The sequence below is a fragment of the Edwardsiella hoshinae NBRC 105699 = ATCC 33379 genome (assembly GCF_000474215.1).
Classification (GTDB): Bacteria; Pseudomonadota; Gammaproteobacteria; order Enterobacterales; family Enterobacteriaceae; genus Edwardsiella; species Edwardsiella hoshinae.
The window spans coordinates 1-18,885 of record NZ_BAUC01000041.1; the positions used below are offsets into that span (position 1 = coordinate 1).

General features: G+C 52.0%; 23 protein-coding genes and 1 pseudogene. 1 reads left to right on the forward strand and 23 read right to left on the reverse strand.

Annotation, left to right across the window (positions count from 1 at the left end; all coding sequences use genetic code 11):
* Positions 1-1,302: 1,302 nt before the first annotated feature.
* The gene (locus EHO01S_RS15275; protein ID WP_024524790.1) at positions 1,303-1,689 is read left to right on the forward strand and encodes a hypothetical protein; all 387 of its coding nucleotides are present in this window, start codon (positions 1,303-1,305) and stop codon (positions 1,687-1,689) included.
* Between the two features lie 548 nt (positions 1,690-2,237).
* Here the strand turns inward: EHO01S_RS15275 and EHO01S_RS15280 are convergent.
* From EHO01S_RS15280 to ymfR, 23 genes and pseudogenes are all read right to left on the reverse strand, one after another.
* Positions 2,238-2,768, reverse strand: a complete 531-nt coding sequence (locus EHO01S_RS15280) for a tail fiber assembly protein (RefSeq protein WP_269668480.1) — start codon at positions 2,766-2,768, stop codon at positions 2,238-2,240.
* Positions 2,765-3,796, reverse strand: a complete 1,032-nt coding sequence (locus tag EHO01S_RS19340; RefSeq protein ID WP_024524792.1) for a hypothetical protein — start codon at positions 3,794-3,796, stop codon at positions 2,765-2,767. Before EHO01S_RS19340 ends, EHO01S_RS15280 begins: the two co-directional genes overlap by 4 nt.
* Before the next feature lie 3 nt (positions 3,797-3,799).
* Positions 3,800-4,384 (reverse strand): YmfQ family protein, encoded by a 585-nt coding sequence (locus EHO01S_RS18505; protein ID WP_071991037.1) that lies wholly within the window; start codon positions 4,382-4,384, stop codon positions 3,800-3,802.
* A complete protein-coding gene (locus EHO01S_RS15290; RefSeq protein WP_024524793.1) occupies positions 4,375-5,433 on the reverse strand; it encodes a baseplate J/gp47 family protein in 1,059 nt (352 codons plus the stop codon). Before EHO01S_RS15290 ends, EHO01S_RS18505 begins: the two co-directional genes overlap by 10 nt.
* Positions 5,420-5,845 (reverse strand): phage GP46 family protein, encoded by a 426-nt coding sequence (locus EHO01S_RS15295; protein ID WP_024524794.1) that lies wholly within the window; start codon positions 5,843-5,845, stop codon positions 5,420-5,422. Before EHO01S_RS15295 ends, EHO01S_RS15290 begins: the two co-directional genes overlap by 14 nt.
* Positions 5,845-6,393 (reverse strand): phage baseplate assembly protein V, encoded by a 549-nt coding sequence (locus EHO01S_RS15300; protein WP_024524795.1) that lies wholly within the window; start codon positions 6,391-6,393, stop codon positions 5,845-5,847. The genes EHO01S_RS15295 and EHO01S_RS15300 overlap by 1 nt, the downstream gene beginning before the upstream one ends.
* Positions 6,393-7,472, reverse strand: a complete 1,080-nt coding sequence (locus EHO01S_RS15305; protein WP_024524796.1) for a phage baseplate assembly protein — start codon at positions 7,470-7,472, stop codon at positions 6,393-6,395. Before EHO01S_RS15305 ends, EHO01S_RS15300 begins: the two co-directional genes overlap by 1 nt.
* Positions 7,469-8,797, reverse strand: coding sequence for a DNA circularization protein (locus EHO01S_RS15310; protein WP_024524797.1), 1,329 nt, complete (start codon positions 8,795-8,797; stop codon positions 7,469-7,471). The genes EHO01S_RS15305 and EHO01S_RS15310 overlap by 4 nt, the downstream gene beginning before the upstream one ends.
* Positions 8,798-8,860: 63 nt before the next feature.
* A complete protein-coding gene (locus EHO01S_RS15315) occupies positions 8,861-9,238 on the reverse strand; it encodes a PH domain-containing protein (protein WP_024524798.1) in 378 nt (125 codons plus the stop codon).
* Positions 9,239-9,635: 397 nt separating this feature from the next.
* Positions 9,636-11,166: pseudogene (locus tag EHO01S_RS15320) on the reverse strand (phage tail tape measure protein); the annotation flags it as partial.
* A gap of 141 nt (positions 11,167-11,307) precedes the next feature.
* On the reverse strand, positions 11,308-11,577 hold the full coding sequence (locus EHO01S_RS15325; protein WP_000661054.1) for a phage tail assembly protein: 270 nt from the start codon (positions 11,575-11,577) through the stop codon (positions 11,308-11,310).
* Positions 11,577-11,933 carry a phage tail tube protein gene (locus tag EHO01S_RS15330; protein WP_001526906.1) on the reverse strand — a complete coding sequence of 119 codons (357 nt, stop codon included), beginning with the start codon at positions 11,931-11,933 and terminating at the stop codon, positions 11,577-11,579. The genes EHO01S_RS15325 and EHO01S_RS15330 overlap by 1 nt, the downstream gene beginning before the upstream one ends.
* On the reverse strand, positions 11,933-13,429 hold the full coding sequence (locus EHO01S_RS15335; RefSeq protein ID WP_024524800.1) for a phage tail sheath subtilisin-like domain-containing protein: 1,497 nt from the start codon (positions 13,427-13,429) through the stop codon (positions 11,933-11,935). The genes EHO01S_RS15330 and EHO01S_RS15335 overlap by 1 nt, the downstream gene beginning before the upstream one ends.
* Positions 13,413-13,583, reverse strand: a complete 171-nt coding sequence (locus EHO01S_RS18515; protein WP_071991038.1) for a DUF2635 domain-containing protein — start codon at positions 13,581-13,583, stop codon at positions 13,413-13,415. Before EHO01S_RS18515 ends, EHO01S_RS15335 begins: the two co-directional genes overlap by 17 nt.
* Positions 13,584-13,591: 8 nt before the next feature.
* Entirely contained in the window at positions 13,592-14,152 is a 561-nt protein-coding gene (locus EHO01S_RS15340) for a phage tail terminator protein (RefSeq protein WP_024524801.1), read from the reverse strand.
* A complete protein-coding gene (locus tag EHO01S_RS15345) occupies positions 14,149-14,655 on the reverse strand; it encodes a hypothetical protein (RefSeq protein WP_024524802.1) in 507 nt (168 codons plus the stop codon). Before EHO01S_RS15345 ends, EHO01S_RS15340 begins: the two co-directional genes overlap by 4 nt.
* Positions 14,630-15,040 (reverse strand): phage head closure protein, encoded by a 411-nt coding sequence (locus EHO01S_RS15350; protein WP_024524803.1) that lies wholly within the window; start codon positions 15,038-15,040, stop codon positions 14,630-14,632. Before EHO01S_RS15350 ends, EHO01S_RS15345 begins: the two co-directional genes overlap by 26 nt.
* Positions 15,037-15,360 carry a head-tail connector protein gene (locus EHO01S_RS15355; RefSeq protein ID WP_024524804.1) on the reverse strand — a complete coding sequence of 108 codons (324 nt, stop codon included), beginning with the start codon at positions 15,358-15,360 and terminating at the stop codon, positions 15,037-15,039. Before EHO01S_RS15355 ends, EHO01S_RS15350 begins: the two co-directional genes overlap by 4 nt.
* Before the next feature lie 2 nt (positions 15,361-15,362).
* Positions 15,363-15,563: a hypothetical protein gene (locus EHO01S_RS15360; RefSeq protein WP_024524805.1), complete on the reverse strand. Its 201-nt coding sequence runs from the start codon at positions 15,561-15,563 to the stop codon at positions 15,363-15,365.
* Between the two features lie 48 nt (positions 15,564-15,611).
* Entirely contained in the window at positions 15,612-16,817 is a 1,206-nt protein-coding gene (locus EHO01S_RS15365) for a phage major capsid protein (protein WP_024524806.1), read from the reverse strand.
* Positions 16,818-16,831: 14 nt separating this feature from the next.
* Positions 16,832-17,482 (reverse strand): HK97 family phage prohead protease, encoded by a 651-nt coding sequence (locus tag EHO01S_RS15370; RefSeq protein WP_001193633.1) that lies wholly within the window; start codon positions 17,480-17,482, stop codon positions 16,832-16,834.
* Positions 17,460-18,701: a phage portal protein gene (locus EHO01S_RS15375; protein WP_024524807.1), complete on the reverse strand. Its 1,242-nt coding sequence runs from the start codon at positions 18,699-18,701 to the stop codon at positions 17,460-17,462. The genes EHO01S_RS15370 and EHO01S_RS15375 overlap by 23 nt, the downstream gene beginning before the upstream one ends.
* Positions 18,701-18,883: a protein YmfR gene (gene ymfR / locus EHO01S_RS15380; RefSeq protein WP_000605604.1), complete on the reverse strand. Its 183-nt coding sequence runs from the start codon at positions 18,881-18,883 to the stop codon at positions 18,701-18,703. Before ymfR ends, EHO01S_RS15375 begins: the two co-directional genes overlap by 1 nt.
* Positions 18,884-18,885: the final 2 nt, after the last annotated feature.

An 18,885-nucleotide genomic window follows, 5' to 3' on the forward strand; every position in this document is an offset into this window, starting at 1 on the left:
TAAGGGCCCTTCGGCGGTAAACGTCGTCGCTCTCAACTAATTTTATCGCCTCGTTCTCCTGCGATAACGAAGATGGCGTGAGCCGGAGTAGACAGAATAGAACGAGTCTAGCTGAGAAAGCCGGAGCTAATATAGCTGCGGCTTTTTTATATCTCGTCACATATTCCCCGCCCGCCGCCTTCTTGGGCCATACCGCGCCGAGACATTAAGATGTTGATGACGATATTCTATCGTTAGCAATATATGGGCGACGGAAAATTAAGACACCGCCATCATCACGTGGAAATAATCCCGTTCAAGAAGGCCCAGTACCTGAAACCCATAAGCCCAAACGCACTCATGCTGTATTTTCGAGCTGACGGCAACGCGCCGCGACCGCTCTCCACTGGGCGACGGCTAACCCGATGATATCGTGTAAGCCAAGGTAGCGATAAAGGCTGATGGCGGTGACACGCCTAGGTGAAGAAAAATACCGTTTGCCCAGGAGTCGCCATGGCAATAGGTATTGCTGCGAACCAAGCTCAGTCACGTAGGTTGCTAGCCTAAGGAGTGATACCTAGACGAGTTGGCATATTCTCGCCGACGAGTCCTGAACGGTTTAGTCAGAAATAGGAGAGTGAGAATCGACACCACAATGAATAATAAACCACTACAAGCAAATAATAAATCAATCTAACGTGCGAAGTGAGGACTTAATCTTTTCAACTGCCAGACACAAAAAAGATACAACACACAAAAAAGGCGCTACGCATTTAGCGTAACGCCTTGAAATTGTTGGTGGGTCGTGACGGGATCGAACCGTCGACCAATTGATTAAGAGTCTATAGAATAACATTTAAATACAACAAATTACCGCATCCTGACGCGCTCACACCGTCCCAAGTGCAAAAAGTTGTAAAAACATAGAAACACATGCCAACAGATAGTAGTCTCAGATCTGTCCCACTATCTGCCCCCAAATGAAGCTGGCCATACATCCACATGCATGACCACCTAAGCATTTTGATTAGCAGGTAGCAGGAAATTTTTTGTACAGCGTAGACAGTCCCACATCATAGATGATTGTCAACCTCTATTGTGGCTCACCAGTTGCGTTAACATCCTCCACACCCTAACTAATGGGGGTTATGGTGCATCATATAAAACGCGTTATGCCAGCATCAAAAATAACCAAATAAAGCAATAAATTAGAATGATAACATTAAATTAATTAACGCTTGTATTAATAGTAGTGCAATGATTATTAATCCACTACAATACATAATATTTCATAGCGTCACCAATCAATAGAGGAAAGGCCACATGAAAAATTTAAAAAAAATTCACATCATTGCATTACTAATGTTATCTTTAACAGGATGCAAAAACTCACCAAGTATAAAAGAAAACGATATAAAAGGAATCTATTATTTCGATGATAAAATTAGCGTCATTCAACCATGTAATGACAACAGAATATACTGGCTAAAAGGTAAAGATGATGAGATGAACTACCTCAAATCAGCTGTCATGAGGCGTAGCAACTCAACAAAACAAAAGCCTGTTTATGTCGAGCTAAAAGCAATTAATCTCGGATATCAACGAAATAAGCCATCTAACACATACGATGAAAGCATGTATGTTACAAAATTAATTATGGTAGACAGCGTGGAAAATCACAAGAGTTGTAAGCAGCTTCCCATACAATAAATGATAATTTATAACAACACTCGCCTTCTATTATAAGAGCAATGGGTTTTATCTAGTCAGCTACATAAAAAAGCCGCTGTAAAACAGCGGCAAGTCTAACAAGTTTTTACAGGAAGGCTTTTTACCTTTCGTACATGGAAAGTGTAGATGAAATATTTAATTGCAAATACTCATGATTAGCATTGTTTTTATTTTCAACTCAACATTTCCATTATGACAAAAAGTAAGCTAATGCCCACACAACAAAAATAGCATTGTTAATCAGCATGTTATACCAATCCTATTGGTATAGATAACCAGAATGGTTCAACCATAAACAACAGCTATCCAGATGATATAAAAATCAAAAATGTGAACCTAGTCATGGTTTGCATCATTCATCTCTGATTATATCAGTCTCGCAGTAAGGTGTGTGCATCCGCGCTGCATTTACTGATTCCTAAACCATACTACGCCAAAGCCCCAAGCACCTCCCAACGCTTGGGGCTTTTTTGGTTAGTCCTACTGGATAAGGTTATTGTTATACCCGTAATGATGCAGGAGAGTTGTTATTCAGGCATGGGAGGGAACGTTACAGGTAATTGACTGGTGTCTATCCGGTTGACGTTGACGCGGAACTTTTTCCAGGCTTTCAGCCTATCCTCCTCTTCTGGTGTCGCTTCGCCAAGATCGACAGCATCCTGCAATGGGGCAATGGCCTTCGCAGCATCGGCCAGCAAGCGCTGCTTCTTCTGTTCCGCCTGGATCGTCAGTTCTCCGGTGGTGTACGTCCGAGGGACGATACTCCCATCAATAAACTGCCAGCCACCATCACCATCCGCCCCATCAGGTAATGACTCCATTTCGACAATACTTCCCCCTTCGGGGCAAATGGCACTTGCGTCTTTATTAATGGCGCAAATCACCCCATCGGGGAGATATTTCACTTTAAACGTATCTGGCTGAAATTGTGCTATCGCTTGATACCAGTCTCGTCCTAATTCATCATGCCAAAAAAAAGCCTCAAACTGTTCAGCAATTTCTTTTTGCTCGTCAGTTTCTGGCATATATCTGGTTAGATTTTTCAAATGTAACATCATAGACCGCCTACGTTATACCAAGTGCCATTAATGAGTTTTTGCAATGCTCGACGATATACAGTGTCAGTGAATTCGTCTCGGTTGCTATTCAAAACACCGGTGATTACATACGGGGGTTGATCACCATAACCAGGCCCATTCCACACTTTTACTTGTTCGCGAGTTGATAACCGAATGTCTTGCACGGTTTTTGTGGCTGGCATTAGCTCAACCCAATCGCTTTCAAACCCATAGCCATCACGCGCAGAACGATACGCAACCCCACCATTTTTACAATTAATTTTAAACTGTACCGATGGACAACTCCCAGTGCCCATATTGAAATGGAGAATCATGCAGGAAGCGCCCCCAATATTAGCCAGATAGATGCCACTCGGCGCATTCCACGGTACTGCTTTATCGTTAGAAGCCGCAGCCCCTGTTCGCCCCAGCGCAAAGGCCGACACATCGGATGCAGTCAGAGAGATATCGGATGATAGTGCCTTGTTATTAATCCTCCTTGACGTTGGGACAGCATTATTAGCTTTGTTGACTGTATCACGCAGGCCAGTGTTATCAATAAATTTAGATTTATTAGGAATATCAGCACCGTTTTGCGCTTTCTGTAGCGCTCCTGCGGCCTGATTGATCGTTTCTCGCAAACCAAGGTATTCGAGAACCGCATCAGTACTGGCTTTACCTATGAGATCTCGACCGACTTGCGTAAGCTCTGTTTGACCAGCAGTCTTATTACCTGTGAAGTAGGGTAACTTGTTCTCACCAGTTGCTAGACTAGCTAACGCTGTCAACGTTTCATCACCGGATTGAAAAAGCTTCTTCATCGCTTTTAGGAGCTGTCCTCGATCCGCTTTATCCAACGAAATAGCTGCTGCCTCAATAACACCAGCGATCTCTTCTTGCAGCGAGTCAAAGTAATCATCATCCAGATCGGTGGATGGTGTTCCTGTCTGAGGATTACCACGAGTAAAACCATTCTTTCCCACCCCGAATTTATCTTTCTGTGCGGTAGGTGTATCTATACGGTGCATGAATCACTCCGGATATTTAAAAATAACGTAGGTATGTGATGGGCAAAGTTTATTCATGACGCATTCAACAACCGTATCACCCCATACTCGTAACGGTGAGTCACATCGATCGTTGCATGTCATCCATGTTGTTTCTGTATGTGATGGCATATTTACCTGCCAGTAATATCGCCATTCGTACGTATTTACTGCATCAGTACAGCGGGATAAACAGGTAAACGTACTTTTGTTGTATCGCGTGATTGTTGCATCAGTTCGTCCCAAAGCAGCAATCTGAGCGAGATAGAAATTCTCATTAATCCCGCCAGCCAAGTTAACCTTCGCATCCAGCCGTTGCTGACGCTGGCGAAGGGTCTGTGTCCCTGCGGGAATACATTCATCCGGCAGACCGCACAGGCGCTCCCAGCGGTTTATCAGTTCGGTGGTGGTGCGCGGATCCAGCTCCCGCATCAGGGCATCCGCACGCTGATGAGCACGGGTTAATGACGGTGCCGCACCGGCAATCACCGGATCGCTGACCGACCACGCAGGACCGGGTGGCAACAATGCTGACAACAGAAGGATGTAGTCATCATTTGTCACGTCCATGAAATCCTCCCCAGTATCGCCAGTTCATTTTTCGCAATGGAGATATTGTTAGCCGGTGCAAGCAACTGATGGCTGTATTCCCCGTTCGCACCGGAAATCGCCTCACTGATACGCGATACCTTCAGCTCTCCCTGCGGATAACCATCACGCAGCAGGAACGAACGCAACTCCGCAGTGATGGCGGCTCGTATTTCCGGTGTGTCCGGCGTCACGCGGATATGAAAATCCACCGTATGCGCCACCGGCCTGAACACATACAAATCAGAGCCTGCCACCGGGGCCAGTGGCTCAATGTGTTGTCTTACCGCCGTTTCCGTTGATTCTTCCGGAATGGGATTGATCAGGTCACTGCTGGCAATCATCACACCGACAGTCCCCGTTCCCATCCAGTGACGGTATGTCCATGCGCGAGTAATGCCGGGCACTTCTTTAGCCCAGACGACATAGTCCCCGTCAGCCCCGCCCTGCGGCGTCCAGTAATACCGCTCAATGACGCGGGCGCGCCACGTTTCCAGATCTTCAGTATCAAATCCGCCTATCAGGGTGTCAGCCACACCGGAAGACGGCAGACCATTCACCGGCGTGACCAGGATTAATGCCGTACCATCGTCAGCGTTACCGACCGCGCCTACATTTGAGCAGGCGATCGGCACGCGCAGGACACCACCGAAGCTGGTTGCATCGGCAGTTGCCATGTACTGAACCAGGTCATCGCGCTGAATAACACTCCCGGCGGTCACCTTTAGGCCATCGCTGACACCTTCCCAGCGCATATACCCGCTGGCAGCCGTGGCCCCCTTGCGCGGACACCGTTTCATCGCAGCATGTCGCGCCAGCCAGGACTCATCGCACAGGTCAGGCAGCATGTTCATTGCCAGATAATCGATGTAACCGTAAACTGTATGCAGCGCCGCCGCATACACCTTTGCCCGCACGTCTTCATCCATGCGCCGGAGCGTGTCGCTGACGTCCATCCTGGCGAATAAATCGTTACGGAGCATACTGATATTTTCTGCCAGCGTCGGGCGCTGAAATTCACTGTCCGCCATGCGTTATCGCACTCCACAGATCATCAAAAGAAATCATTACCGGTCCGTCACGACGCCAGAGTGTGATACTGTTACCCAGTTCATTAATCCCGGTGCGGCGGATATCCAGATCAATACGGGACACCACGCCATCATCAATCATCCATTGCAGGCATTCACGGATATACCCACTTACCGTCTGCACCAGCTGATTGGTCAGTTTGCTGCGCTGAAGCAGCCACAGTCGGGAGCCGTAACGGTCATTCTGTACCGCAGGCCAGGTATCCCCCCACCATCCCATCGGGACGTCGGCGTTATCATCAGGCTCCGCCCGCCGCCAGGTAAACAGGGAAATCACCACGGCGCGGGTCAGCGGATCCAGCGGTGCGCTGGCACTGGTGCGTTTACCGTTCACCGTCAGCCACAGTTCCATCATGCCTCCATCGCTTTATCAGGTTTGTCGGTGTTACTGCCCTGACCGTTCTCTCTGTGACGATGCCCGTTATAGGCAAGCCGCATCGCTGACATGGTGGTGCCGCTGGAGTCGCACAGGTCTTTCACCTGCCCTGTCACTTCCAGGTCCATTTCAAAACGTGCTTTAGGTGAATTGCGAAACGTGATCGTTTTACCTCCACCGTCCACCACGATCCCCTCCCGGGTCAGCGTCACGGACTGCCCCTGATCGTCATAGATAGCCACCTCACCCGTTTGCAGCCCTTTCAGGCGGTAGCGCCGGTCTGACACCGTAACAACCACTGCATGAGAACGATCGCCATCCGGAAACAACACCACCGCTTCCGCACCGCTGTTTGCCCTTGCGGTAAAACCGTAGGGTTCCAGATGTTCAACCCCAGCTTTGGGTTCACCGGCAATCAGGGACACATCCACGGTCTGACATTTCGTGGCGGCACTGATACTTTTCACCACTGCCCGCCCAATCAAGCCGAGGAGTTGTCGCTGCATGGCTTCAATCGTCCTCATCAGAACGGGTCCTCCTGTACTCTGGCTTTTTTCTTTTTCCGCGCGCCGGGGGCTTCGGGTTCAGGCAGATAAGCATCAGGCGGGCCGACACGGATTTCCGTCATGGTGCCGTTCTGGTCCTGAGTAAACGTGACTTCCGAAACAAGCAGTTCGGTATTGTCAAAACCACAGACCGGATCAAAGACAATTACCCGCTGGTTGGGCTGCCACAGCGTTCCGTTACCCTGTCGCCAGCCCTGGACCACATAGGTGGTTTCATCCGTCCGCGCCGCCCGTTGTCGGGCTTCAAAGTCAGCACGCGCAATACAGCCTGCCCCCGTAGCCTGCCCTGTCTGCCTGATATACATCGGACGGTAACGGGCAATAAATGCGTCCTCTGTGCGGGCCCGCAGCGCGGTGGTGGTGGCCTCACCGAAATCATCGTCGTTTCCGGCACGCTGCCCCGCCACCTGGTAAACTGAAAACCGCTCCCGGATACTCTTCTCCGTATCACAAGAAAGAATGTTTTCCCCGAGTACCAGCGCGGTATGTGCCCGCGTTGAACCAATACCGCCAATCACCAGCCTGCCGTGCTGGTCGTCATAAGCCAGCGCCTGCTGCTGACCGAGTATTTTGTTGATCACCTCAATCACAGTTTCACCGTGATCAGGCTGGACATCAGGAATAACACCCGACGGCGCACCGCTGTTCACCACCTCAATGCCGAAAGGCGCAGCAAGCGCCTGCGCAATCTGTACCAGCGATCGTCCGTTAAACTGTGTCGGTTCGGCTGCACAGTCAATCAGGTCAGCAGTCAGACTACGTCCGGCAATACCGGTGCTGACCGAACGGGCATCGTAACGAACGGGGGTCGCCTCCACCCAGCCGGTGATCACCAGCTCATCACCAATCAGCACTTCCACTTTTGAACCGTTTTTAATGCGCGGCTGAAGTATGGTGATACCCTCATCTCCCGGCCACTGGCGGGTGATCTCCACGCTGAAATCCCGCGCCAGCCGTTCAATACCGGCACCGATGCGCACCGATGTCCAGCCACTCCACTCCCGGCCATTTACCTGTAGCGTGACGTTATCGTTCATTGCACCGGCACCTTTAGAGGGATCGCCGGCACAAAGCCGGGATGCGTAATGGCATTACGCCGGATAATGTCCGTATCACGCGCCGCGTTATCAAACCAGGTCGCCGCCAGCACCAGCGCGGGTAAGACCTCATCCGGTGTGCGCTGAATGATCCGTGCAGACTGTTCAAGGCGCGTGTTGATATCCGCATTCAGAGCTGCTTTCACCCGGCGCAGTGCCAGAAACAGCGCATCACTGGTTGTACGGGACAACTCCTTATCAATTGCCTTATTCAGTGTGTCGCGAATGTCAGTCAGTTCTTCCCACGTTGGCAGGTCAACCGTGTTTTTCACCGCCGGTGCATTGTTCAGTGCCGGATGCGTGACGGAAGGCCAGCCGGTGCTCTGCGCGGGTGTGGTTGACAGCCCCGCTGCGGCATTCTGCATCACCGAGGAAGTTGTTGGCGCAGGCAATCGGGTAACGGCATACGCCGCTTCGCTGATTGCAGTCGTACGAAGGGTGCTGGCAACCACGTTACGCTGCTGCGTCGCCGTGGTGGTGGTTTTACTGTCCGTTTTCCAGACGCCGCGCGGTTGCAGATCGCTGCCGAGGCTGACACCGGAAAGCGTTTTGATCATGGTGACCAGGTCGCTGGCATTGCCATACAGGCGTTTCCCGGTACGCCACATCTTCTGCACCTGCTCAACGAAATTTTTGCCTGACGATGGCGGCGGCAGAAGTACCGAGATATCCCCCTGCAACAGCCTGGCGGCATCCGATACGGCAGAATCCACCACTTTCATCGCATCAGAAACATACCCAAGCATTGTACTGGCATTACCGACGACGTCGTTCTGCACAAAATCCGCCACGCCATCGATACTGAAACCGCTGAAGCTGTCACAGATGCAGTCATCCAGTGCAGAACAAGATGACATCAGCGTCTGCGCCGTCGCCGCACCTGATGTGGGGTAAGAGAGTTCTCCTGCTTCGACAAACTTCAGGTCAAAGCGGACAATACGCCCTTCACTTTTCGATGTGCTGACCCGAACTTCCCCGTCAACACAGACTTTCAGCTCACCGTATGTCGGGTGGACCAGCGTGCCGGGACCGGGTTTATTCAGCGCGTCAATCAGGCGATCGCGCTGGTCAAAGCAGTCATCGCCCACCACATAAGCCGTGATGGACGGGCGGAAAGTGACTTTTCCCAGATCTTCGGTATAGGGCTTGTCGCGGTTCGGGTATTCGTGTGTTTCCACACGGCGACCGGTTCCAGCACTTTCTTCTTCAACCTTAAACGGCACCCCTCGAAATGATGCGTCCTGAAGCCTGTCTTTCCACGTCATATAAACCCCGGATATAAAAAAGCCCACCGAAGTGGGCATGCAAGAAGTAATTACAGGGTAATTTCATCCTGCTATTTTCCTAGCTAAATGAGCCTGCAAATTATAGATATTAGCCCCCTTGCTGAACTGTTTTTTAATCGGGTCAGCCATACCTGAAATCCATATTTTCATTTCAGCATCAAGGTCAAGATGACCAGCTGTCTCAATAGAAAAATTCGTTACCGACTTGTAAGGAATTGATCTATACTCAACTTTCTTGCCAGTAACACCCTGCTTATCGATAAAAATCAATCTTATATTTGTTAATATAATTTGATCACGAATAAGTTTATACGCGAGCTCTACTCTCTCATCCTCACCCAATACTACACCTAACTCCCTCTGTGCCTCGAGTACGTTAATTTCACCAGCATTGCCCATAATGGCATTTAACAGCCCCATAAAATCCCCTTCCATTGATAGCATCAAATCGTGATTGTTAGGTTATATCCAGTTCTGTTATCTGCCAATATGTGCATGCTCGGTATCGTGATTTGCATCAATATAACCGATTTAAGTATGCTCAAATGCCATGACCGCACCGCGCGATCAAATCACCAAGCCCGTCGACCAACCGGGCTCATCCATGTAACACCGACATCGGACTTAAGATTTAACCCCGTAGAACGGCTATCAGCGACGCGCATTCCTGGCGGAGCATCCTCAAACCTCACAGTAATCTCACCCTCTGGCTTCTTCTGTTGAGCTTGATTGATCTGGTACTGGTTGTATCCATAGCCACTAACACTACTACCTCCACCCCATGATGATGACTTCATCGAGGTTGCAGCAGAGGTAGCATCATCAGTAAACCAACTGATGATCGGACGCAACTTTTCCCACATGTCCTGAAACCATTGGACAATTGGCCCCCAATTATTAATCACTAACCCCAGCGGCGACCAGGCAAAAACCTTCTTAAGAAGTTCCCAACCAGCCTCAAAATAAGGACCAATGTTTTCCCAAAGTTTCTTAAAGTAAGGTCCGACAACATCCCAGTTAGTGATAATTAATCCCGCAGCCAGAGCAATCGCCGTCGCAATCATGCCAATCGGCGTCATCGACATAATCCTGCTGACAATACTGATGGCACTGCCCACACCCATCAATCCAAGTTTCAGAATCGTAAGACCGGCAGCAAGCCCGACTACGCCGCGAATAACACGAGGATTTTCATCCGCAAACTTCGTGAAATTTTCCCCCAACTCCCCCAACCATTGCGTGATATTTTTAGCGTCACCAGAAAATGCGCCGCCAATAGCCGCAAGGCCGTTAGTTGCGGTCCCCGTCATTGCCTCCCATAGGTTTGACAGCGTACCAAGCTGTGCCTGGACACGTTTATTCAGACTTGCCTGTTTCTTCATCTTTTGCTGGATCTGATCGTAGCCATCCTTTCCTTTATCGATCAGGGCATTGACCACCTGAAGAGTTTCGGCATCATCACCAAATATTGCCTTAAGTACATCAGTTCGCTTAACGTCGGTCAGTTTTCGCAGCTTTGCCAGTTGGTTGAACATGTTATCAAGACCGCCAAAACTCCCTTTGCCATCAGTAAAATCGAGCTGTACCCCGAGTTTCTGGCGGGACATAACTTTATTGACGTCCCTGATTTTCTTAACGCTTAATCCGGACTGGATAACTTTTCGCAGGGCATTACCTGCCGACTCCCCGTTCATCCCCATCTGATCCATCATGACGCTAATGGGGGCAAGGCTCTGTGCAGCCTGAAGACCGTCCTTGTTCACCATCTTCAGAACAGAGCTGGTTTTAGTGAAAAATGACAACATGTTGGTATCGTCAACGCCCAGATAAAACGCCTTCTGGATAGTGTCGAACAGCCCCATCATGTCTTCTGACGCCGTTCCGGTAGCATCCTGCATCTTTGCAGCAAACTCAGCAGCCGCTTCCGGTGTTTTTTTCAGTTGTACCGCAAGATAAGCTGTCGCTTTACCTACCCCACCCAGGATGTTTTCTGCCGGGATCCCCTGACGCACCAGCATCTGCATCATGTTCTGGAAATCAGCCGTTGTACCGGGTAGCTGGTTCCCCAAGCCAATAGCCAGTTTATTGATGTCCTGAAAGCTCTTTCCAACCTCGCCGTTCGCATCCATCATGGCGACTTTCAGCCCGGTGGCGGCGTTTTCCTGATCGGCATAAGATTTCAGGGAAAGCGTCAACCCAGCAGCCAGCCCGCCCCCAAGCGCCAGCCCACCCTGTGACGCTTCTTCCGCCTGGTGTTTAAATCCCCGGATTTTCTTTTGCATTTTCGACAGCGCCGGAGAAAGCCTGTCGACACCGGTGATCAACGCCTTAAGCTCAAATTCAGCCATGTGTGCGTTTCTCCTGCTCTATCCTGTTTGCCTGACTGACCAGCAAGGGAATTTCACTGATCGGCATATTCAGCAATTCGAAGGGATTAATGCGCCAGTAGCTGGCGCAGTCAAAGAAGCGATCAGTGAGGTATTCAGCCGTCAGGCCTGGAGGAAAAAACCGGCCACAAGCCACGCCGCTGCATTCAGGTCTGCCGGAGACATCTGGTCGACAGAGCTTTGCGGCACTTTCGCCAACCGCACGATGTATTTCGACACCACATGCGCCAGAAGTCTGACGGACTCATCCTGATTCATCTGGTAGGGATACCCCAGCTCGCGGACATCCTTACCGGTGGGTTCATCAAACTCCAGTACGGAGAGTGTCTCGCCATGAGCAGTAATCGGTTTCTTTAACTCAAGCTCTTTCATTACTGGTAATCCCCTTCTTCACCGTGGAACTCAATATCAACCGTGCCTTCTTCGGCATTATGGTTCGCTTCGCCGTGCAGCCAGGCAGACGACAGCACATAGACCTGACCGTTCGCCAGCTCGGCTGTGATGGTCATCTCATCAGACGAGGTGATTTTGCTCACCGGAAAATTCTTCGGCACCTTGAAGGTCCCTTTGACATAAGGCGCACGGTGAGTTTCCTTGCGGTCTACTGAACCGTCCAGGCCGATGATGTCATCATTGACCGTCCTGTTCATTGGCACCTCAATGCCGCCGGTCAGCGATAGCTGCTGACCGTCAATTTTGAAATAACAGGTTCCCCCGATACGGGCCATTATGCGGACTCCTCTGAATACTGAAGACGGAACTGGTTAACCACGGCAAAGACACGCAACTGGTTAACATAGTCAGGCGGGAACAGCGTGTTCAGGCGGTTCGGATCGCTGGCATCACGCTCCACAACCAGGTACTGCTTAAATAGTTCGTAGTTTTCCACGATCCCCGCACGCTCAAGCTGACGGTAGGTTGCCAGCAGTTCCCCTTTGATCACCGCCGGGGCGACAATCGCCTGACCGGGGCCAAAGCGGGTACTGTCACTGGCAAGCTTATGACGCCCGTACTTACTGGTAATGACAGATTTCAGTTTGCGCAGTACATACGCACTGGTATGCAGCGTCTCGCTGTCGAGGTAGCTGTTATCCGCAACCCCGTAAGCGTTTTTCCTGTACGTGGTGACATCTCGCTGAATGCGCAGTATCCCACTTTCGACATACGCCGTTGCCACGCCATGAGACAGCAGGGTCTGTTGCTCGGTCATCGTGAACCGTTTCCCCTTCGGCGCAGGCAGCATACCCACCAGTTCACCGGTCTGCGTGGGACGTGCCGGATCGTTGCGAATAAACACCGCTGCGCGGGCGGTACGGCTTGCCGCCAGCTCGTCGGCAGGCGTCTGAGTGTCTTTTTCGTATCCCGCCAGGGTAATGTGCTGCTGGTTAAACTGGTCACCTGCGGTCACCAGTTCTGACAGCGTGCCGATCTTTGCCGTATACACATGACCATACAGCTGACGCGCATAGCTCCAGCGACCGCTGGTATCGTTCATCTCGGTCACCAGCGTGTTAACGGAGGCCGTGTCGTTGAACGGCAGGCCAATATAATCAAACGGCTCATCCGCCATTGCAGCCACCGCACCGGTGAGAACCGGAGCGCCCGTTCCGGCGCTCCCCGTCGCCACGGCAATCTGTACGCCCGCTGGCAGCACTTCGCCCCCACCAAAGCCGTAGTAATTGAGGCTGACAGGAATTTCATTCCCGCAAAGCCCCTTATGACGCGCGGTCAGTGTGACCACGCCTGCCGAAGATGAGGCCGTAAACGGCAGGGTCGGAACGGCATTGATGGCATCTTTGATACTGCTGGCAATCGTCGTGACGTTATCGCCGTTGGTCACCGGTGCCTGCACGCGGGTACGTCCCACATAAACATTCACCGTGCCGGTTTCGGTTGCTGCTCCGGTCACCGTCAGCGTAACCGTTGCCGCCGCGCCTGTGGCTTCCGGAACGGCAATCACATACAGCTCGCCAAACGGGTCGGTCTGGCGATAAGCCTCGACCATACGCGCCAGCTGACTTCCCGCACCACAAATCTGGCGTGCATAGTCTGCCGACGGCATCAGCACCAGACTGTTGGCAACAATCTCTGCACCGTTATTGGCGTGACCAATCAGCAACGATGCCCCGCTGTCCTGTGCAGTATTCGCCGCCGAGTTATCCATTTCCGCATAAAACAGCGGAACCAGCGTATTCGACGGAATGGTGTTAAAGCTTATCGTCATCGGTGTTCACCTTTTTATTCACGCGCCGAATATCACCCGATGCTTCACGGCGCAGCCAGTAGTTGTTCTCGTCAACATTTCGCCCTTCGGTGGGCAAAAGGTCACCGCGGGCAGGGTCAGGCACTGACCGCCCTTTAACAGGTTTCACAAACATGAAGATTCTCAGGAAGGAAGGGTTATTTCGGTGTGATATTCGATATCGCCGTCAGACCCGTTACCGGGATCGAGATAATCAACATCAATCGCCAGTGTTCGCAGTTCATCCAGACTGTTCAGGTCATCCTGCTGGCGGGTATCGTCTTCAGTCAGCTCGCTGATGACCGAAAAATCGAACTGATAAATCAGCTCATGACGATTCAGATCCAGCAGCGTGCCGCCGTCATAGGTAATCGGGTTACCGCACGCTTCCGGGTTCCAGCCCAGCAGGGCCTTAAAGAGCATCTGCCGGACATCGTCCACCACATCATACGAGGCAAACTGACCGCGCTCATCACGCCCGTTACTCAGTATGACAACCACGGAGAAACCCTCTTTCAGCTCCTGCCAGTAGTCGGTCTGACTTTTGTTTTCTCCCGGAGAATCATCCCCCGGTACCACATATGCCGCCGGGAGTTTCAGCTTTCCGACCTCCGGCAGATTTTTGAACTGGGCCGCGCCTGCAACCCGGTTTTCAAAATACGGACAGCGGGCACGCAATGCAGCAATAACAGGAGTCAGTTTCATCTGTATCGTCGCTCCGGCTTCAATGATTTACGCAATTCCCGCGCCAGAAAATAGCGTGTCCAGCTGCGGTTCTTTTCAAGAGTTTCCACCATGAAGTTATTACGTGGAGCCAATCGCCAGTCGCTGCCACCGGATGCACCACGATGATGGCTGCGACGACGCTTTGCCCCTCGCCTCACGCCATAGAACAAAAAAGCCGGATAAAAATCACCGGTGATGCGGCGGTTTCCCTCACCATTACGCTGGTTAGGGGCTATACGTGCCATAAAACCGGGGCGATGTTTACTGGCTCTGGGCACTATATAACCAATCGAACGTGCCAGGCGTCCGGTCTGATAACCGGGGTTTTCACCCGGTGCCGACCGCGCACGGCGCATCACCAGCCGACGGGCATCACGCATATGACGCTGACCAATCGTGACAAACGCCCGCCGGACACGGGCGCGGTTAAAACGCATCTCCGCGGGCTGCTGAAAATCAACGTGCAAAAAGGAAGTCGCCATTGTTGCCTCCGTGACTCGGGGTAAATTCGCCCAGCTCCGTACACTCCAGCAGCAGAAAGCGCCGCGCCCCGTTCAGATCACGCTGACGTTTCACCCGGTACACACTGTCATCACAGACCACCTCATAATCAGCAGTGATCCCTCGGCGGTAGCGAATGGTGATGTAATGGGTGATGGCGTCTCCGGTCTGCGCGGTTTCCTGCCAGGTGGTGGCACTGGTCTGGATAACCTTCGCCCATGTCCAGAACGTAACCGGGTATTGAGGCTCCACGCCAAAGTTATCCGTGGGCATATCCACCCGCTGGCGGATCAGGACGCGTTTATTCAGTTCACCGGGGTCCGGCAGAATGTAGGTTGCGCTGGTCTGCGCCTGACGAATTTTCATTGCGGAAAGTACCTGTACGGGCCGACAAGCCAGCCAAAACTCTGCGGCATGTCGAGTTTCTCAACTTCCGTAACCGACGAGCGGTTTTCGTAAAAATGGCTGATAAGCATCAGCATCCCCAGACGAATATCATCCGGCAGGTGCAGCCCGTCTGGATCGCTGTCCGGGATGGTTTCATCCAGTGCATAGAGCTTCCGGTTCAGATACGTTTCCGTCCGCTTTTGCGCCGCACAGGCCAGCAGTTGCAGATAGCGATCATCAGCATCGAAATCATCATCCAGCCGGAGTTGGGCTTTAATCTCTTCCATTGTCAGAAGCATACTCAGCCCTCTTTACTGGTCGTGGCTTTTTTCTCTTTTGCCGCTTTACTGCTTTTTGCACTGGTTCCGCGCTCTGCTAACCCGGCCTGAAGTGCAATCTCTTGCACCCGGGCAGGAAGCGCCCCGTCGTCATACTCACCGGCCCGAATGACCTCAATACGCATACCGTCCGGTGACCATTTCAGATCTTGTTTCAGGATCATGATTCTTCACCCGTCAGAACAGGGGCGCGGAACCGCGCCCCTGAGTGATTACGCCGCTGCAATCTTCAGCAGTTTGATGGCCTGCGAATCGACCAGCATGCCGCCGGTGCGCTTGGTGGTATAAAAACCGACAAACGGTTTATTGGTGTACGGGTCGCGCAGAATGCGGGTACCGATACGGTCAACGATGGTGTAACCCCGTTTGAAGTTACCAAATGCAATGGCTTTCGCATCAGCGGCGATATCCGGCATCTGTTCGTTTTCAGCGATACCGTAACCCGCCAGAGAGGACGGCTGCCCCAGTTCCAGCCCCGGACGCCACAGATAGTTACCCTCGCTGTCTTTCAGCAGACGGATGGCAAACAAGCTATTGTTGTTCATCATGAACTTCGCGCCAGTGCGGTGTGCCTTACGCAACGTGTAAATAAGTTTGATAATGGCGTCTGCGGTCACCGCAGTAGCTTCGCCGGATACAATATGCTGAAGTTTGCCGAACGCCCGGACCTTATCGGTTTCATTAGTGGATTCATACGCCAGGAACCCTTTCGGCTTCTTGGTGCCATCGCCAGAGGTAAAGGCAATTTCTTCCTGTTCGGCAAATTCGGTTGCTAGCTCGCTGTTGATCCAGACTTCCACGTTGAAAAAGGCATCATCCAGCATTTTCTGAGTGGCCTGCGGGTTACCGTAGATTTCCCCCATGAAAGGTTCAATCAGTCCCAGTTTTGAGGTGGCAGTCTGGGAGCGCGCGTCAGTCTCGCCAACCCATCCGGAAGCCGTGCCGCCCAGATTCACCAGTTTTTTGTAGTCGGAACCGCCAACGGTGATCACCGTGGCTTCCTGGCGCATCACCACTTCATCTTTCAGCAGGGTGAGAATGTTGCGATCCAGTGCTTCCGGCACGGCATAGCCACCGTCTTCATCGGTGCCCACCTGTAATGCCTTGCGCTCCAGATCGCGCAGACCGTCTTCACGGCCTTTACGCAGGAAGCCCACAAACGCCTCTTTATGCTCGGTGGCCAGTTTATTTTGTGCACCACATGCCGGACGTTTCAGCTCAATTAGCTCTTTTTCAAGGTCGCTTTTGAGATTTTCCAGTTCGCTGAGTTTCCCGTTCAGGGTTTCCACCTGTCCGGCAAGTTTGCCTTTTTCCTGCTCAATCGCATCTACGCGCTTGTCGTTCTTTGCTTTGAAGTCGTCAAACTTCTGCTGTAGCTCCTGCGCGACCTGTTCCACATCTTTAATATCAACCGCCATCGTATTTCTCCTGATTAGAAGTTCAGATTTTTCAGTGCATTCAGTGCAGAGCCCACATCCTCAGCGTCGCGCAGAGACAGTGCGCCATAGCCCCCGGCCATGAATGCTTTGGCCTGGGTACGGGAGAGTCCGACATCACGCAGGACTCTTTCGATTTTTTTCTGTTCGGGGATTTCCCCGCGGGCCAGCGCGTTCTTGACGTCGCTGATCCGCGCCTCGTCGTTAGACGGAAACGTCACCAGACTGACTTCCCAGAGGTCGATTTCTTTCAGCAGAAAGGCTTCTTTCGTCCGGTCGTATTCCCAGTCCTTCAGGACGTACCCAATAGAAAGGCCGGTTAACGAACCGGCCTTCATGTGTGCATGTGCTCGTTTTGCCAGGGGATCATCATCAATGAGCAACCGTCCCCTGACGTAAAGCCCGACATCGTCTTCCTTCATTTCGGTATAAACACCGATGGGCTCATCCATGCGGTGCTGCCAGAGAAGCGCTGGTAACGCTTTTCTGTCACTCCACGCCCGCAGAGAAGCGGCAAATGCCCCGGACATCACCACATCATCGTGGCTGTCCTTTACACCAAAGACGGAGCCATACCCTTCAAACTCACCGGAGTCACTAACAGATTTCAGACTCAGCGGTACATCAAGACGTTGTTTCGTCTGCATTGGCGTTATCCTTCTGCTTACCGGCTTTACTGCCATCGGAGGGTTTCGTGGTCATGTTCATCGGTGTGAGATAGACATCCCCACCGGGACGCGGATTCATATCCTCTAGGTCGCGACAGTCATTGGGAGAGTAAATTCCCCAGTTGATCCCGGTGGCGTAGGCTTCAAAACGGGACTTCATATCCCCGCGCAGTAACGCTCCGGCGTTAAATTTGGCGTAATAAAGACCCTGCTTACTTTTTCGTACCAGTCCAGTGTTGATCCGCTGTTCGATTCGGGTCAGATACGGCACCAGTGAATAGTTGATAAATCCGAGCCCCAGCTCTTCGATATTGTTGAAGGTGGCGCGATCGGTGTTCTGCACCATGTGCAATGGCACACGGAACAGGCGACAAATTTCTTCAAGCTGAAACTTGCGGGTTTCCAGGAACTGGCTGTCCTCTGCGTTCAACGCCATCGACTTCCAGTCCAGCCCCATCTCAAGGATCATCGGGCGGTGAGCATTGCCAAGCCCGGTGTGACGCTCCTCAAAATCTTTCTTCAGGCGCTCATAAGCCTGATCCGAAAGCGTCTGCTCTGTACGCAACACACCCGACGTCACCGCGCCATTGCTGAACAGTCTGGCCCCGTGCTCTTCGGTCGCTGCCGCCAGCGATATTGCCTCGCGGGCATAGGCGATGGGATTCAGCCCCACCAGTCCGTCCAGCGTCAGCGTGCGCACATGCCAGATATCCTCCTGGCTCAGTACATCCGTGGAGCCATCCGGGAATGTGACCTGATAGACCGGTTCCCAGCTACTGTTAAGCTTCGGTACCACACAGCCGGGATCGACGGGCAGCAGTTCAGCCACTTCGCCAAATGCTTTCACTTTGTAGGCGTAAAAGTTTCCCCTCAGGCACAGACAGGTGACCACCAGCTCCCAGAACTCCTGCGGCGTCATATAGCCATTGGGATGCGTGGAGATCAGTTTATGCAGACGTTCGCCGGTGGCTCTCTGCTTCAGGCTGCCGTTCAGGTGATACAGATTGCAGGGCAACATCCCGACCGACTCTGCCAGCACTCTGACGCAGGAAAAAACCGCCGTCAGTCGCATGGCCCGCTGACTGCTGATCTGCTTTCCGGTATAGGTGTCGTAGGACAACCCGATGGCATCCGCCAGCTCTGCTGGCGTGGTTACCGGTGCGTCACTTTTTCGTTGAAATAATCCCGAAAAGAACACTATTTACCTCCACCAACAGACAGCTGTGTACGGTCGAGATATCGCGCCACCAGCCACGACCAGAACAGGCACAACGCTCCGGCAACAACAAACCCCGCCGGGGGATAAATCAGCCAGGCACCATACGCCAGCAAAAGCGCCCCCAGCACGCCAACCAGAGGCGCGAGAATCAGCATGATCATAA

Bases quoted from the DNA above. Each gene is read 5' to 3' on its own strand.
- EHO01S_RS15275 (WP_024524790.1), top strand. From the start codon at position 1,303: ATGAAAAATTTAAAAAAAATTCACATCATTGCATTACTAATGTTATCT.
- EHO01S_RS15280 (WP_269668480.1), bottom strand. From the start codon at position 2,768: ATGATGTTACATTTGAAAAATCTAACCAGATATATGCCAGAAACTGAC.
- EHO01S_RS19340 (WP_024524792.1), bottom strand. From the start codon at position 3,796: ATGCACCGTATAGATACACCTACCGCACAGAAAGATAAATTCGGGGTG.
- EHO01S_RS18505 (WP_071991037.1), bottom strand. From the start codon at position 4,384: ATGGACGTGACAAATGATGACTACATCCTTCTGTTGTCAGCATTGTTG.
- EHO01S_RS15290 (WP_024524793.1), bottom strand. From the start codon at position 5,433: ATGGCGGACAGTGAATTTCAGCGCCCGACGCTGGCAGAAAATATCAGT.
- EHO01S_RS15295 (WP_024524794.1), bottom strand. From the start codon at position 5,845: ATGGAACTGTGGCTGACGGTGAACGGTAAACGCACCAGTGCCAGCGCA.
- EHO01S_RS15300 (WP_024524795.1), bottom strand. From the start codon at position 6,393: ATGAGGACGATTGAAGCCATGCAGCGACAACTCCTCGGCTTGATTGGG.
- EHO01S_RS15305 (WP_024524796.1), bottom strand. From the start codon at position 7,472: ATGAACGATAACGTCACGCTACAGGTAAATGGCCGGGAGTGGAGTGGC.
- EHO01S_RS15310 (WP_024524797.1), bottom strand. From the start codon at position 8,797: ATGACGTGGAAAGACAGGCTTCAGGACGCATCATTTCGAGGGGTGCCG.
- EHO01S_RS15315 (WP_024524798.1), bottom strand. From the start codon at position 9,238: ATGGGGCTGTTAAATGCCATTATGGGCAATGCTGGTGAAATTAACGTA.
- EHO01S_RS15325 (WP_000661054.1), bottom strand. From the start codon at position 11,577: ATGAAAGAGCTTGAGTTAAAGAAACCGATTACTGCTCATGGCGAGACA.
- EHO01S_RS15330 (WP_001526906.1), bottom strand. From the start codon at position 11,933: ATGGCCCGTATCGGGGGAACCTGTTATTTCAAAATTGACGGTCAGCAG.
- EHO01S_RS15335 (WP_024524800.1), bottom strand. From the start codon at position 13,429: ATGACGATAAGCTTTAACACCATTCCGTCGAATACGCTGGTTCCGCTG.
- EHO01S_RS18515 (WP_071991038.1), bottom strand. From the start codon at position 13,583: ATGTTTGTGAAACCTGTTAAAGGGCGGTCAGTGCCTGACCCTGCCCGC.
- EHO01S_RS15340 (WP_024524801.1), bottom strand. From the start codon at position 14,152: ATGAAACTGACTCCTGTTATTGCTGCATTGCGTGCCCGCTGTCCGTAT.
- EHO01S_RS15345 (WP_024524802.1), bottom strand. From the start codon at position 14,655: ATGGCGACTTCCTTTTTGCACGTTGATTTTCAGCAGCCCGCGGAGATG.
- EHO01S_RS15350 (WP_024524803.1), bottom strand. From the start codon at position 15,040: ATGAAAATTCGTCAGGCGCAGACCAGCGCAACCTACATTCTGCCGGAC.
- EHO01S_RS15355 (WP_024524804.1), bottom strand. From the start codon at position 15,360: ATGCTTCTGACAATGGAAGAGATTAAAGCCCAACTCCGGCTGGATGAT.
- EHO01S_RS15360 (WP_024524805.1), bottom strand. From the start codon at position 15,563: ATGATCCTGAAACAAGATCTGAAATGGTCACCGGACGGTATGCGTATT.
- EHO01S_RS15365 (WP_024524806.1), bottom strand. From the start codon at position 16,817: ATGGCGGTTGATATTAAAGATGTGGAACAGGTCGCGCAGGAGCTACAG.
- EHO01S_RS15370 (WP_001193633.1), bottom strand. From the start codon at position 17,482: ATGCAGACGAAACAACGTCTTGATGTACCGCTGAGTCTGAAATCTGTT.
- ymfR (WP_000605604.1), bottom strand. From the start codon at position 18,883: ATGATCATGCTGATTCTCGCGCCTCTGGTTGGCGTGCTGGGGGCGCTT.